Here is a 15,051-nt window from a genome sequence, read left to right as displayed (position 1 = left end):
CTCGATGCCCGTGGTGCTTCTCGTTTTTCGACGATCGCGCTTGCCGGCGCCTAACCGCGCCGTGCCCGGCGACGCCCGCCCACGCCGAGCATCACGAGCCCGACGCCGACGAGCGTCACCGTCGCCGGCTCGGGCACCACGGAACCCAGCGCGTACCGACCGAGGATCGCCTGCGCCCGCGTCGTCGGATGCAGCCCGTCCGCGAACAGCGAGACGTTGCAGCTGATCGGCGGGACCGACGTGGCGAAGCCCGGCAGGCAGGGATCCGTGAGGTTCGTGATCCCGAATCGCGTGCCGCCCGTGAGCGCGTCCGCCGCGATCGCCGCGTACAGCGTGTTCGGGTCGAACGTGCCGAGGTGCACCAGCGGGAACATCGACTGGAGGTTGCCCAGCGCGCCGAGCAGCAGGTTGTTGAAGACGTCGGTCAGGTTGCTGCGAATGCCGGCGAACGGCGTGCCGGCCACCTCCGGCGCCAGCCCGGAGTTGGCCGCGAGCGGCACGAGCAGCGTGTTCGCGCCGGCCGTGGCGAGCGCGTTCGTGATGAACGCGATATTCGTCACCGCGTTCTGGACCGCCGGCAGCTGCTGCGCGGCGGGAAGCGTCGCGGCATCGCGGATGTCGTTCACGCCGCCCCACACGACGTACAGGCCGGTCGGGTCGATCACGCGGGGGGCGAGCGGCGGCAGGCCCGGGATCGCCGCCACGCCGTCGAAGAGGCCGAGCTGCGAGAGCATGCCGATCGGGAAGCCGCCGGTGCCGAGCAACCCGGTGCGCGCGCCGCCGATCGCGAAGTTGTTCCCACCGGCGAGCGCCGGCGCCGCGTCCGCCGGGTGGCCGAGCAGCTGCGCGAAGTACCCGGCCCACGTCGGCCCGTTTGTGAACGTGCCGGGCGCGTAGGGCGGTGTCGGACTGGGGTCGGCGATGCCGCCGAGCGCCGCGAGGAGGTCCGCCATCCCCATGTCGGTGAAGCTGTCGCCGAAGAACGTGAGCGACGAGTACCGCTGTGCAGACGCGGTGGGGGGCGTGACTGCGAGGAGGGCGACGGCGCTGGCGATGGCCAGCGACCAGCGGCGGAGTGCGGCGCGGCTGGGCATGTGAGCCTCGGTCGGTGCGAGTCACGGCGCGACGGTGTCGTCGCCAGTTCTCGCGAACCTATGGCACCTGCCGCGCGTCGCAAGATCGTCGCGCGCTGAAAGACGTTCATCGGTCCCGAAATGAATGAGGCCCCGCCGGGCGGGGCCTCATTCACACCCTTAGGCGGTTCGCGTCACCAGCCCGGGTTCTGCTTCAGCGCCGGGTTCGTGAGCAGGTCCGACTCCGGGATCGGATACAGATACAGCTTCTGGTCCCACTTCCGCGGGATGTCGTTGCGCCACACGATCTCCCCCGACGTGCCGTTCGCGAGCTTGAAGTCGCTCCCCGTCACCGAGATGTACGTCACGCCGTTGACGCGGTTCGTGGGGTTCACCGTGAAGAAGTTGACGTCCGGCGTGCCGTTCTCGTCGAGGTCGAGGTTCGTGTTCGCCGCCGGCACGTAGATGCCGCGCCACTCCATCTCCATGAGCGGCCCGCGCGCCCACCGCACGATGTCGTAGAAGCGCAGCCCCTCCATCGCCAGCTCGATCCCGCGCTCGCGGCGGATCTCGAGGATCACCGGGTTCGAGATGTCCGGGAAGTACACGGACTTCAGGTACGGATCCACCGTCGTCGGCAGCGACGTCAGGCCGCCGGTGATGCCGGCGCGCGCGCGCGTCGCGCCCACCGTCGCCGCCCAGTCCGCGGCGGTGAGCTGCCCGAGCTCCGCCTTCGCCTCGGCGTAGTTCAGCAGCACCTCGGCGTAGCGGAAGATGTGCACGGCGTTCGTGTTGAGCTGGCCGCCGTCCTGCGACGCATCGTCGGTGCTGAACTTGATCGGGTGGTAGCCGGTGTACGTGTACGTGAACGCCGGCGGTGCGGCGACCTGCGTGCCCGACTGCACCCGCTTGTACCCGGGCGTGCGGATCGTCTGGCTCAGCCGCGCGTCGCGTCCCTTCGTCTCCTGCTGGAACGTCATCGTCTGGTAGCCCGCCCGGTCGGTGAAGGGCGTGCCGTCCGCGTTCAGGTAGGTGTTGATGAACTGCCGGATGAAGCTGAATCGCACGCCGGTCGTCGCGCTCGTGTAGATCCAGTTCGCCTGATGCCGGACGCCTAACGACGTGCTCTGCAGGTTCGTGAGGATGACTTCCTGCGCGATCGGCACGTCGCGGGTGAAGACCTGCCGGTACGAGTCGGTCACGCCGGAGCCGGTGTACAGGCTGTAGCGCTTGCCGTCGATCAGCACCTTCGCCGCGTTCGCCGACTCGTTCAGGAACTTGTCCGCGCTGCTCTGGAGGTTGAACTCCGGGTGGTACTTCCGGAACGTCCCCTCGAACAGCGCGACGCGCGACTTCAGCGCGAGCGCGACGTCCTTCGTGATGAGCGTGCGCGACGCCTCGTTCTGCGCGGTGATGTTCGCGATCGCGAAGTCGAGGTCCTCGAGCACGTGATCCATCACGACGGTGCGCGAGTCGCGCGGGCCGTACAGCGCCGGGTCGGAGACGTCGAGCGGCTTGTCGATCCACGGCACGTCGCCGTAGCGCTTCACCTTCTCGAAGTAGAACCATGCGCGGAAGAAGCGGGCGATCCCGTTGTAGTTGTTCCGCACCCGCTCCGGCACGCTCGCGTCGACGTTGTTCGCGAGGAAGTAGTTGATGCTGCGCAGCGTGTTCCAGCGCCAGTTCACGTCGCCGCCGAGCGCCACCACCTCGTACTGGCCGGAGCTCGTGAGGTCGGTGACGCGCGGGTTGTACACGCCCGGCCGCACGAACTGCGGCACGTCGCGGCGCGCCGCGTAGTCCGACATCGATTCGGCCTGGATGATGTTGTTCGCGTCCGGCATCCAGTTGTCCAGCGAGTTCGTATACAGCGCGAGCCCGTTCTCGGAGCCGAACACCGCGTCCTTGCTCGACGTCGCGACCGGGTTCTGCTCGAGCGAGTCGCAGCCGGTGGTCCCGACGGCCAGCGCGCTCGCGAGCAGGAGAGAGAGGAATCGTCTGGTCATGGTCCGCTCGAATCAGAAGGTGACGGTCGCGCCGATGCTGAAGCTGCGCAGCATGGGGTAGTTGTAGCCGTCACCCGAGTTGCCGCCCGGGCTCGCGAACTGGTCCGACGGTGCCGTCGCGTTCTCCACGTCGATGTTGTCCGAGTACTTGTACAGCGGCGAGTACGTCCAGAGGTTCTCGCCGGTGAGATAGACGCGGGTCGAGCGCGCGCCGATGCGCGACGCGAGCGACCGCGGGAGATCGTAGCCGAGCTGGATGTTCTTCAGCCGCACGTACGCCGCGTTCATCACGTACTTCGACTGCGGCGCGCGCAGGATGCCGGCGGCGTTGTTCGACAGACGCGACGCGTAGCGCGGGAGGAACGCGTCGGGGTTGTCCGGCGTCCAGATCATCCCGGGCTTCAGTTGCCACTTCGGCACGAAGCCGTACGGGCGATTGTACTGTCCCCAGAACGCGTTCGACTCGGGGCTCGGATACCAGTCCTGCTTCGCGACGCCCTGGAAGAAGCCGTTGAGGAAGACGTTGCGGTAGTTCGCGCCGAGGTTGATGCCGAAGCGGTAGCGCGGCGTGGTGTTGCCGATGATGATCCGGTCCCCCGCGTCGTCGGCCGTGTTCTTTCCCGGGGTGATCTTCCCATCGCCGTTCAGGTCCTTCAGCATGATGTCGCCGACCTGCCACTTCCCGGACGAGTGCGACCGGAACAGGCTCTGATCCGCGTGCGACGCGATCTGCTCGGCCGAGCTGAAGAAGCCCTCGTTCACGTAGCCCCAGATCTCACCGACCTGCTGACCGACGTAGTAGTCGGTGAGGAACTTGTCCGGATTGTTGTACTTCAGGATCCGCGAGCTGTAGTCGGAGAGCGACACGCGGACGTTGTAGCCGAACGGGCGCGACGCGAGGTCGAAGCGGTCCTGCCAGGAGAGCTGCGCCTCCCAGCCGTTCGTCTTCATGTCGGCGTAGTTCCCCTTCGGCGACGTGGCGCCGAACGTCGCGGGGAGCGTCATGCCGATCGTGTACATGTCCGTCGTCAGACGGGAGTACACGTCGCCGGTGAACTGCAGCCGGCCGGCGAGCATGTCGAGATCGAGGCCGGCGTTCTTCGTCGTCACCGTCTCCCACGTCAGCCCGTCCGGCAGCACCGCGGGCGCGCCGGTGTACTGCGGCTGGATGCCGTTCAGGATGCGCCCCGACTTCGTGATGTTGAACAGCTCGTTGAACGTGTACGCGGCGATGTTGCCGTTGCCCATCGAGCCGTAGGAGCCGCGGAACTTGAGGTCGGAGACGAGGTTCTTCGACACCTTCCAGAACGGCTCGCTCGACAGGTGCCAGCCGGCCGACACCGATGGGAAGAACGCGTAGCGCTGGTTGGACGGGAACTTCGACGAGCCGTCGTAGCGGCCGTCGAACTCGAGGAGGTAGCGCTCGTCGTAGTTGTAGTTCACGCGATAGAACCCGCCGAGGATCGCCCACTTCTCGTAGTTGCCGCCGGTGGTGATCGCCTGGCCGAGCGCGAGGTTGATGTTCTCGGCGTCCGGGAAGATCAATCCATTGCGCGTCACGTCCAGCCGCTCGGCCGTCGACTGCTCGTAGTTCGTGCCGAGCACCACGTTCACGTTGTGCTTGTCGCGGAACGTGCCGCGGTAGTCGCCATAGAGGTTGCTGGCGAGGTAGAGCCCGTTGTCGTTCAGGTTGCGGAGGTCGTTCGTCGACGTGCCGAGGTACTCGATGACGCCGGGCGAGCGCGAGTAGGGGATCTCCACGCGGCGACGCCGCTCGGCGTCGTCGGTGTTCTGGAACGAGAAGTCGCCGTTGATCCGGAACTTGCTGTCGAAGAGCGTCGCCGTTAGGCCCGTGGTGTTGCGCACCAGGTTCCGGTTGAAGTCGCTCCCGTTCTTGCCGTAGTAGTAGTCGCCGACGGTGTACGCGCCCGACCACGTCAGCGTGCCGTCCGGGTTCAGCATCGGCTCGCTCGGATGTCCCTCGTCCGCGAGGTTGCGCCAGATGCCGCCGCCCTCGCCGATGTTCAGCGGGTTGAAGTACTTCCGGTTCGACGCCATCAGGTTGTTGTTCATCTGCAGCCACGAGTAGAGCTGCAGCGTGCCGGTCGCGCGGATGTTCAGCAGCCGATAGTCGTCGGAGCTGTATCGGAAGAGACCCGGCTGGTTCAGGTAGCGCCCGGAGATCAGGAAGCTCGCCTTGTCCGTGCTGCGCGAGACCGAGAGGCTCTGCTCCGACGTCGGCGTCTGGTCCTTGTAGAGCAGGCCGTACCAGTCGGTGCTCGCGTAGTACACGTACTGTCCGTCGGGGCCCACCTCGACGGTCTTCGCGTTCGGGTCCTTCGAGCGCTTCTCGAACTCCGCGAGGTACTGCTGCGAGAAGCTCTGCGTCTTGTTGACGTTCTGCGGGTTCGTTCCCTCGAAGTTGAAGAACGACTCGTTGAACATCTTCGCGTACGTGTAGCCGTCGGTGACGTAGCCCGCGGGCACCGTCGGCTTGCGCATGCCGTAGTTCGTCTCGTAGGTGATCGCGAACCCGTCGCGCGCCGGCTTCTTCGTCGTGATGAGCAGCACGCCGAACGCGCCGCGCGCGCCGTACACCGCCGCGGCCGCGGCATCCTTCAGCACCGAGATCGACTCGACGTCGTTCGGGTTCAGCATGCTCGGGTCGCCCTCGACGCCGTCGATCAGCACGAGCGCGTTGCCGCCCTGGCCGATGGACGTGGTGCCGCGGACGTTGATGCGTGGCGCCTGCGTCGGGCGGCCGTCGAGCAGGCGAATGTTCACGTTCGGGATGACGCCCTGCAGTCCCTGCGTGAGGTTCGCCATCGGACGGTTCTCGAGCGCCTCGCTCCCGACCTGGTCCACCGCGCCGGTGACGTTCGCGCGCCGCTGCGTGCCGTAGCCGACGGTCACGATCTCGTGCAGCACCACCGCCGTGCGCGAGATCTGGAAGTTCACCGTCGCCACCTGGCCGTCGGCGACCGTGACGGTGCGCTCCAGCACCCCGAAGCCGATCATCCTCACCTGCACCGTGTGGGTCCCGACGGGCACGTTCGCGATGGTGAACCGCCCGGTCGTGCCGGTGGTGGTGCCGAGCGCGGTGCCGGTGATGCCGACCTGCGCGCCGCTCACCGGCGCGCCGGTCGCGGAGTCGGTGACGACCCCGCTCACTGTGCCCGTCTCGACCTGTCGTTTCAGCTCTGTGTGACGACCGCCGGTCGTGCGGTACGCGGCGGCGATCGTCGGCTCGCGTTGCTGCGCCTCACCGGGTGCGGCCGTGCACAGGATGAGGGCGGGCGAGAGCACGGACAGGGACGACCAGCGCATGGGGATGCTCCGGGTGGGGGGTGACGTCGGAGGCGGGACGAGAAGGGGGGTCCCCCCTTTCTTGATACGACGTTCGTACGAACGCGAGACGCGCCAAAATCCATGCGTGTGCGGCGTCGCGCCAGCCCGGGCGCGTGCGACTCGTGTCACGCCGGGTTGCCTAACGGCGAGCGTCCGCTAGAGCGAGCGCTTTGCTCACCCCGACGTGCCGCCGCGGTAGCAGGCGGATGCGGGGGTCACGCGAACGTCGCGCGCGAGCGATATTCGCCCGAGCCGCCCGGCTCCCGCACCCCGCCACGATGCCCGAGCCCGACCGAACCTCCACGATCCTCACCGCGGCGTGGCGCGAGGCCGCGCGGCACGAGCCGCTCGCCGTCACGCTCCCGCGCATCGCCGAGCTGCTCGCGTCGACCGTGAGGGCCGAGCAGCTCGTCGTCCGCCATCTCGATCGCGACCGCGGACGCCTCACGACCGTCGCCGCGGCCGCGCTGCGCCCTGCCGCCGCGCCGTGGCCGCTGGTCACGAGCGAGCTGTCGCCGGACGATCTCGTGACGCTCGGCGCGTGGGCGCGGCAGCCGACGCCCGCGGTGCTCGACGGAACGGCGGATCGTCGTGCGCGGCTGCTGGGTCCCGTCGGCGACGCGGCCGAGTGCCTCGCCGCCCCGTTGGGCGACGGCGACGGGCCGACCGGTGTGTTCGCGCTCGCGTCGCGCGCCCGCGGCCGGTTCGACGACGCCGCCGCGGCGCTCGCCGCCGCGATGGCGGCACCGTTAGGCACCGCGCTCGCCGGCGACCTGCGGCTGCAGGAGTTCGCGCGCCTGCGCGAGGCGCTCGAGGCCGACCGCGCGGCGCTGCTGCAGCGGCTCGACCGCGTCGCCGTCGTCGACAGCATCGTCGGCGCCGACTCGGGGCTGCGGCACGTCATCGCGCGCGTCGACCAGGTGGCGCCGACCGATGCGCCGGTGCTGCTGTTCGGCGAGACCGGGTCGGGCAAGGAAGTGGTCGCGCGCGCGATCCACCAGCGCTCGCGCCGCGCGAGCGGACCGATCGTGCGCGTGAACTGCGGCGCGCTGCCGGCGGGGCTGCTCGACTCGGAGCTGTTCGGCCACGAGCGCGGCTCGTTCACCGGCGCGGTGAGCGCGCGCAAGGGGTGGTTCGAGCGCGCCGACGGCGGCACGCTGTTCCTCGACGAGGTGGCCGAGCTGCCGCTCGATGCGCAGGTGCGGCTGCTGCGCATCCTGCAGGACGGCACGTTCGAGCGGGTCGGCGGCCAGCGCTCGCTGAACGTCGACGTGCGCATCGTCGCCGCGACGCACCGCGACCTCGCCGACATGGTCCGCCGCGGCTCGTTCCGCGAGGATCTCTGGTACCGCATCAGCGTCTTCCCGATCGACATCCCCCCGCTGCGCGCGCGCCCGCAGGACGTCGCGGCGCTCGCGTCGCACTTCGCGGCCCGCGCCGGCGTGCGACTCGGCGGAGCGCCGCTCGCGCTCGCGCCGGAGGACGTCGCGCTGCTCGCCCGCTACGACTGGCCGGGGAACGTGCGCGAGCTCGCGGCGGTCGTCGAGCGGGCCGCGATCCTCGGCGACGGCCGTCGTCTGCGCATCGATCTCGCGCTCGGCCGCGCGGACGGCACGGGCACGCGCGAGCGCGGGGCCGCCCTGCCGGTGCCTGAGGACATCGCGCCGCTCGACGAGGCGATCCGCCGCCACGTCGTCTCGGCGCTGCGCGCGACGGGCGGCCGCATCGAGGGGAAGGACGGTGCGGCGATGCTGCTCGGCATCAACCCGCATACGCTCCGCGCGCGGATGCGAAAGCTCGGCATCGACTGGTCGCGGTTCCGTGACGCCAGCACATATCACGGGGAGCGCCCGTGAAATTTGACGGATCGTCGCGGATGCGGCTCGGTGCTACTGGCGCAAGTCGAGCGCTCGCAGCGGCTTAGCACGACGAGCGCGTCCGGTACGCGGCGTGCCTTGGGGGTGGGTCGGCGCTGCACCCCATCCCCTCCGTCCCCGCCATGTCCCCTCGCCGCGTCCATCTCGCCGTCGCGTCCGTCGCCGTCGTCGTCCTCGCGGCTCCCGCCATGGCAGGCGCCCAGACGCCCGGCATGCTCGCCGGCACCGTGCGCGATGGCGCGGGGTCGCCCATCGGCGGCGCGACGATCTCGCTCCCCACGCTCGACCGCGACGTCGCGACCGATCGCGACGGCAGCTTCATGCTCCGCAACCTGCCGGCGTCGACGCTCGCCGTGCACGTGCGCGCGCTCGGCTACCGCTCGGTGACGCGGCGGATCGTCGTGCACGGCGGCGTGCCGGTGCGGCTCGACCTCACGCTCGCGCCGGCGACCGTGCAGCTGGCGTCGATGGTCGTCTCCGGCACGGCGACCACCGCCGATCGCGCCACGCCGCTCGACGTCGCCGCGCTCGCGCCGGAGAAGCTGAAGACGTTCGCCACGGCGTCGTTAGGCCGAACGCTGGAGCGCATCCCCGGCGTGTCGAGCATCTCCACGGGCGCGATGGCCGGGAACCCCGTGCTGCGCGGTATGTCGCAGGGACAGATCCGCCTCGTGCGCGACGGCGTCGGCGTCGAGTCGTTCGCGGGCACGAGTCGGTGGACGCCGCCCATCTCGCTCGGATCCGCCGACCGCGTCGAGGTCATCCGCGGGCCGGCGAGCGTGCTGTATGGCTCGAGCGCGATGGGCGGCGCCGTGAACATCCTCCCGAAGTCGCTGCCGCGCGCCGAGCGTGATGGCGCGACGGTGAGCGCGCTCGTCGAGACGCAGTACGGCTCGAACAACCACGAGCGCTACGCGAACGGCGAGCTCGCGAGCGCGCTGCGCAGCGGCGTGGGTCTGCGCGTCGGTGTCAACCGCCGTACCGCCGGCGACATGGCCACGCCCGATGCGACGCCGTTCGGCGTGAGCCGCCTGCCGCACGCGCCGGTGTTCGCTGGGCGCCTCGCCCACACGAACTACGACCAGGTCGCGTCCTACGGGCAGCTCGGCACCGCCGGCGCGTGGGGACAGGTGCAGGCGATGTACGACGGCTTCGTCGGCTACAACAACTTCCTGAACGCGAACGGCCGGCCGACCGGCGTGCGGAACCAGAACCACGAGCTGCGGATGCGGGGCACGCTCGTGCGCGGTCCATGGGTGCTGAAGCCGAACGTCACCTACCAGAGCTTACGCATTCAGCGCGCGGCCACCGCCGCGCTGCGCTACGAGGACGCGCGCGCGACCGACGGCTGGGACCAGGACCTCGGCAAGCAGGTCTACACGTCGCGCGTGGAGCTGGAGCACGCGCCGCTGCGCGCGTTCACCGGGAAGCTCGGCATCGAGTACCAGTATCAGCTCGGCACGACGCGCCGTTCTGCCATCGAGCCATCGTCCGACGTTCGCGACGCCGCGGCGTTCGTGCTCGAGGAGTACCGGCGCGGCCGGTTCACGCTCTCCGGCGGCGCGCGGTACGACCAGCGCGACCAGCGCGCCGACCTCGGCTCGCTCGTCGGCGAGCTCCCGGCGGATCAACGGGCGGCGGCGCTGCATCGCACGTTCGACGTCGCCACGGGCTCGTTCGGCCTCGGCGTGCGGCTCTCCGAGGCGCTCACGTGGACGAGCAGCGTCGGCAGCGGGTTCCGCGCGCCGTCGATCCAGGATCTCTACACCGACGAGAACCGCCCGGCGTTCGGCTGGCTGGAGGGGAACCCGATGCTGCGCCCGGAGCGCTCGCTCAGCACCGAGACGGCGCTGCGCTTCGACGCGCCGCGCGTGAGCGGCAGCGTTGCCGCGTACCGCAACCGCGTGCGCGATTACGTCTTCATGCTGAACACCGGACGCACGCGGCAGGTCGCCACGCAGACGCGCTCCGTGTTCGCGCTGTCGCAGACCGACGCCACGCTCCGCGGCGTGGAGATCGCCGCCGAGTCCGAGGTCGCGACGCATCTGTTCGTGGAGGGGAGCTACTCCGCTATCCGCACGCGCAACGAGACCACCGGCGAGCAGCTGCCGCTCATGCCCGCCGACAACCTGCGCGGCTCGGTGCGCTGGGCTCCGACGCGCCTCGGCCGGCTGCAGGCGCCGTACGTGAGGCTCGGCACCCGGTACGTGCGCCACAAGCGGGTCGCGGGCAGGACCGAGCCCTTCTCCGACGCCGACTTCGCGCCGACTGGCCCGGGGCTCGGCTCGACGCCGTCGTACGAGACGTTCGACGCCGGGCTGGGCGGCCGGCTCACGCTGCGCGCGCAGCCGCTCGATGTCTCCGTCGAGGCGCAGAACCTCACCGACCTTCCGTATCGCGACTTCCTCGACACGCAGAAGGGGTTCACGCTCGGCATGGGCCGCAACGTGAGCGTGCGCGTCGCGGCCCCGTTCGCGCTGCTCCGTTAGGCGGCGTGCGTCACGGCGAGCAGGCGATGAAGCCGTAGAAGTTCGTGCAGAACTTGCTCACCGGCAGACTGACCTGTTGCGTGCCGCCCCAGGTGTAGACGGTGAGGTCCACGTTGCCCTTCGTGATGCTCACCGGCGACTCGAGCACCACCCAGTGGTCGGGGAACGTGGAGCCGTTGTCGGGGTGCTGCAGCAGGTTCGCGTTGATGAACAGGCAGACGGTCTGGCTCAGGCTGAACTTCGAGCCCGCGGTCTTCAGATCCGACTCGTCCTTCGTCCACACGAGGTTGGTGACGTTCGAGTCCTTGCTGAACCCTGCGTATTTGAACCAGTCCAGCAGATCTCCCGGCATCGTGATGCCGCCGACCTCCGCGCTCGGGCTGTCGTACTTGAAGGTGTCGTTCTCCGAGTCGCGCAGGCTGGCCAGGGCCACCCAGTCCGCTGGGTGAATCCCGCTCGTCGTGGTCGCCGCGTACCGCTTGCAGTCGGGGCCCGGCTTCACGGAGTGCGTGCCGAGCTTGGCCTCCCCCGTCGTGTAGAGCTCCGTCACGTATTGCGCGTAGACCTCCGGCTTCAGCCGCGCCAACGTGTACATCAGCGACGCCGCGCCGCAGAGGCTCGTGTTGGACTGGTTGATCAGGCTCGGCTTCGCGAGGCGGTCGTTCAAGCCGTTCACGACGTCGGCGCGCTTGATGTTCGGGAACGCCTGGGCCTTGCTCGTGCCCAGGTCCGCCACCCACTGTTGTGCGGTCTTCATGCGGTCGCTCCGGAGCAGAGGACGTGGGCCTAACGATTCGCGAGGGCCGGGAGGCGGTCGATCGCCCACGCGACGAGCCCGGTGACGAGGATCGCGACGAGCCAGAAGCGCCGCGCCGGCGCGTCGCGCGCGGCCGGCTTCAGCGCGACGAAATACGTGAGCGCGAACAGCGCGAGCCCCACCGCCGCGCCGAGCAGCAGCGGCCCCACGGGCATGGCGCGGTGAGCCGTGGGAAAGAGCCAGCCGTCGGCGGCGGCCGCCAGCGTGGAGGCCGCGAACAGGTAGCCGCCCAGCGCGACGGCGGAGGTGGTGAGCACGAACGCCACGCGACGCGCGTCGCCGTCCGCCAGCCGGTCGATCGCCAGCGCGACGAGCGGCAGGACGAGCAGCACGCCCTGCGGCACGACCTTGAGCGCGGTGAGGCTCCACCCGAAGGCGAGGAGCGCCAGCCCGATGAGGGCGGGTCGACCGATCTTGACGGCGGCCATGGGCGCGCGGTGCGCGGGACGGTGACGTCCTCTCGTTGGACCGCGCCGTCCGGGGCGACGCGACGGAGATGCTGCACGTCCATATTTCGATCGCCGCGCGATCCTGGCAAGACCGGTCGACGCTTCACCGACCGCCGACCGTCCGCCCCGGGGATGCCGCGGGTCGCCGCCGCCTAACGCGCCGCGCGCCGCGCCGCCGCGCGCGACGGCACCGTGCGCCGGCGCGTGCGCCCGGCCCGCGCGCCGCGTCCCGTGCCCCAGTCGCGCAGGTACGCGAGCAGGTCGTCGAGCGAGTACACGCGTCGGCTCCCGTCGCCGCGCCGGCGGAAGACGACCTGCGTCCAGCCGCGCACGCCCGTCGGCTCCGCCCAGTCGTCGTCCACCCACAACGGCTGCCGCTGCACCGCGTACAGCAGCACCTGCTCGTACTCCGAGCGCGGCAGCATGTGCTCGGGGAACAGGTCGCCCCACGTGCACAGCCGCCCGACGTCGCAGTACGCGGCGGGGCGCTCCGCGAGCTCCAGCAGCGACGGCGCGCGGCCGCGCATCACGGATCCGATCAGTCGCAGCGACACGGGGTCCGCGAACTGCCGGATGCTGCGGGAGAAGTAGCGCGTCGTGCGTCCCGCGATCTCGCGCAGCGACAGTCGCTCGCCGCGGCGCGTGTCCCACAGCGGTACGTCGACGTCCGACTGGAACGGGTTCGCCGGGAAGCACGTGTACTTCGCCACCCAGCCTTTCCGTGAGCTGTGCGGGATCGGCGCGAACTGGCCCGGCACCGGAACGTCCCGCGCATCGAGCTCGCGCAGCTCGTAGCTCGGCCACGTCATCACCTCGCGCACCACGCCCACGATCAGCGTCGCGGCGGCGATCATGAGGGCGGGGTCGGGCGTGAAGTCGGCGGTGATCTCGATGCGGTTGCCGCGCGGTCGCACGCCGATGCCCGTGCTCTCGCGATTCGCCGCGAGCAGCATCACGGGGAAGGGAAGCAGGTACGTCAGCAGCACCGCGAGGTCGTGCACGGTGCGGCCCGCGCGCTGCTCCTCCGCGGGCACGTCGAACGACACGTTGTAGTGCGCGCTGAACCCGGCGAGCTGCACCGACCGGCCGTCGCGCCGCTCCCAGTCGTCGAGCTCCTCGCGCAGGAAGCGGATGCTCTCCCACAGCGAGCGGCCGGCGCGCGCGGCGCATCCCGGCGCGAGCTCGATCATCGGCGTCGCGATCTCCACCACGCCGGTGTCGAAGTACACGGCGCCACCCGTGGGCAGGTGATACGAGCGCCCGACGCGGTGCATCAACGGGCCGCGCACGATCGCGCGCGGGCTGCCGAACACGTCTTCCGGCTTGACCTGCTCGCCGTCCAGCATCACCGCGAACTCGGCCTCCAGTCCGATCGCGGCGCGCTGGCCGAGCTGCCGGCGCGCGGTGGCGCGCTCGCGGCGCTGCTGCTTCTTGGCTACGGCATCCATGGGCCTGCGGGGCTACAGAGGATCGTCGTCGAGCTTCGGGTTGTACGTATCGCCCGGCACGTCGCGCGGCACCGACACGACGTAGCCGAGGTCGAGATGCAGATGGTCGTCCGTCTCCTCCGTGCCGTGGCCGTAGGGGCGCGTGTACACGCCGGGAATGGTGTCGCGCGCCACGCTCGCGTACCGCTCGATCGCCTCGCGCGTGTCGAGCCACGTGTCGCCGATGCGATAGATGTTGACCGCCGTGCCCCACGCGTGCGTCGACGCGTTGCACGTCAGCCCGTGGCGCGGCGAGCGATAGCCGCCGTTCGCGGAGATGTGCACGTACGTGCCCACCGCGTCGCGGAACTGCTCGAGCGCCGCGGCGAGCAGCGGCAGCGCGCACGGCACGTAGCGCGGGAACGCGAGCAGTGCCGGCGCCTCGCGCACGTCGGTGTGAATGAACTCCCAGAGATAGAAGTGCGGCGACAGCGGCGTCTCGCGCGCCTCCGCCCACGACGTCACTTCATAGAAGTAGCGCGGCAGCCTCCGCGCGCGCCCCTCGCGGTCGCACAACAGTCCGCCGGGATGCAGCGCCTCGCGCATCGGCGCTTCCAGCCGCCGCCCGTCGACGACGCGCAGCGCGAACCGCGTCGACGTGTCAGGCACGCGCGGCCCCCCCGTCGGCGTGGAGGAACTCGTAGATCGCGCGCGAGACCTCGGCGATCGTCGCCGAGCGCCCCGTGCCGTCCGGCTCCCACTCCGTGAGCACGACGAGCACGTACGGCGGACAGTCGGGCGGATAGACGATCCCGGCGTCGTGCGCGACCGTCGAGATCTCTCCCGTCTTGTGGGCGACGCGCACGGCCTTCGGCAGCCGCGCCGGAATGCCGCTCTTGAACTCCTGCGCGTGCAGCACGTCCACCATCTGCCGCGAGATCTCCGGCGAGAATGCGCGCTCCTCCGCGATCGCGCGCAGCAGCGCGGCGAGGCCGTCGGCCGTGACGCGGTTGTTGACGTGATGCTCGAACGCGCGCTCGTCCTCCACGCCGCGCCGCACGTCGACGCCGTGGATGTGCAGCGACTCCAGGCAGCGCTGCACCGTGTCGAGCCCCACGAGGTCGAGCAGCAGGTTGGTCGCGAGATTGCTGCTCGTCGCGATCATGTGCAGCGCGAGCTCGCTCACGCGCATCGTCGACCCGATGTGCTGATGCACCTCCGAGTTCGCGTCGCGCTCGCTCGCCACGCGAAACGGGCTCCCGTCCCACGCGCTGCTGAAGCGATTGCGCACGTGTACGCGCGACTGCGCGACGAGCCGCCCCTCGTGGATCGCGCCGTACACGCCGAGCAGGATGCCGACCTTGATGGTGCTCGCGGCGTGGAACCACCGGTCCGCGTGGTGGTCGAACGTCAGCCCCGTGCCGAGGTCGCGCATCGCGACGGCGAGCGCCTTCGGCCGCGAGCGCGCCTCGATCGCCTCGATCTTCTGGCGCAGCGGCTCGGTGGAGCGCACGGCCTGAACGGACGCGGGGGGGAGCACGTGGGAGCCCATCGGGTCGATCGTC

Annotated in this window: 10 protein-coding genes; 2 read left to right on the top strand and 8 right to left on the bottom strand. The window is 70.2% G+C overall.

Annotated elements, in window-relative coordinates; genetic code table 11:
- Positions 1-50 precede the first annotated feature (50 nt).
- The 3 genes from J421_RS18535 to J421_RS18525 form a co-directional block, all read right to left on the bottom strand.
- Entirely contained in the window at positions 51-1,094 is a 1,044-nt protein-coding gene (locus J421_RS18535; RefSeq protein ID WP_148306388.1) for an SGNH/GDSL hydrolase family protein, read from the bottom strand.
- 173 nt (positions 1,095-1,267) lie between these two features.
- Positions 1,268-3,079 carry a RagB/SusD family nutrient uptake outer membrane protein gene (locus J421_RS18530; RefSeq protein WP_025412669.1) on the bottom strand — a complete coding sequence of 604 codons (1,812 nt, stop codon included), beginning with the start codon at positions 3,077-3,079 and terminating at the stop codon, positions 1,268-1,270.
- Positions 3,080-3,091: 12 nt separating this feature from the next.
- Positions 3,092-6,406, bottom strand: a complete 3,315-nt coding sequence (locus J421_RS18525) for a SusC/RagA family TonB-linked outer membrane protein (RefSeq protein ID WP_025412668.1) — start codon at positions 6,404-6,406, stop codon at positions 3,092-3,094.
- Between the two features lie 299 nt (positions 6,407-6,705).
- Between J421_RS18525 and J421_RS18520 the strand changes: the two genes are divergently transcribed.
- Positions 6,706-8,283, top strand: a complete 1,578-nt coding sequence (locus J421_RS18520; RefSeq protein ID WP_025412667.1) for a sigma-54 interaction domain-containing protein — start codon at positions 6,706-6,708, stop codon at positions 8,281-8,283.
- A gap of 143 nt (positions 8,284-8,426) precedes the next feature.
- On the top strand, positions 8,427-10,793 hold the full coding sequence (locus J421_RS18515) for a TonB-dependent receptor (protein ID WP_025412666.1): 2,367 nt from the start codon (positions 8,427-8,429) through the stop codon (positions 10,791-10,793).
- Between the two features lie 10 nt (positions 10,794-10,803).
- Here J421_RS18515 and J421_RS18510 read toward each other — a convergent pair whose 3' ends face one another.
- The 5 genes from J421_RS18510 to J421_RS18490 all read right to left on the bottom strand — a co-directional run bounded on the left by J421_RS18510 (position 10,804) and on the right by J421_RS18490 (position 14,999).
- Complete coding sequence (locus J421_RS18510) at positions 10,804-11,550, bottom strand: hypothetical protein (RefSeq protein ID WP_025412665.1); 747 nt, start codon at positions 11,548-11,550, stop codon at positions 10,804-10,806.
- A gap of 29 nt (positions 11,551-11,579) precedes the next feature.
- Positions 11,580-12,038: a hypothetical protein gene (locus J421_RS18505; RefSeq protein ID WP_025412664.1), complete on the bottom strand. Its 459-nt coding sequence runs from the start codon at positions 12,036-12,038 to the stop codon at positions 11,580-11,582.
- 173 nt (positions 12,039-12,211) lie between these two features.
- The gene (locus J421_RS18500; RefSeq protein ID WP_025412663.1) at positions 12,212-13,507 is read right to left on the bottom strand and encodes a hypothetical protein; all 1,296 of its coding nucleotides are present in this window, start codon (positions 13,505-13,507) and stop codon (positions 12,212-12,214) included.
- Positions 13,508-13,519: 12 nt separating this feature from the next.
- Positions 13,520-14,155 (bottom strand): hypothetical protein, encoded by a 636-nt coding sequence (locus J421_RS18495; RefSeq protein WP_025412662.1) that lies wholly within the window; start codon positions 14,153-14,155, stop codon positions 13,520-13,522.
- Positions 14,148-14,999, bottom strand: a complete 852-nt coding sequence (locus tag J421_RS18490) for a serine hydrolase (protein ID WP_158508835.1) — start codon at positions 14,997-14,999, stop codon at positions 14,148-14,150. Before J421_RS18490 ends, J421_RS18495 begins: the two co-directional genes overlap by 8 nt.
- Between the last annotated feature and the right edge of the window lie 52 nt (positions 15,000-15,051).

This window comes from Gemmatirosa kalamazoonensis (assembly GCF_000522985.1).
Taxonomy (GTDB): domain Bacteria; phylum Gemmatimonadota; class Gemmatimonadetes; order Gemmatimonadales; family Gemmatimonadaceae; genus Gemmatirosa; species Gemmatirosa kalamazoonensis.
The sequence above is the reverse complement of the archived record's forward strand: the minus strand, read 5'-3'. Positions and strand labels throughout refer to the sequence as shown.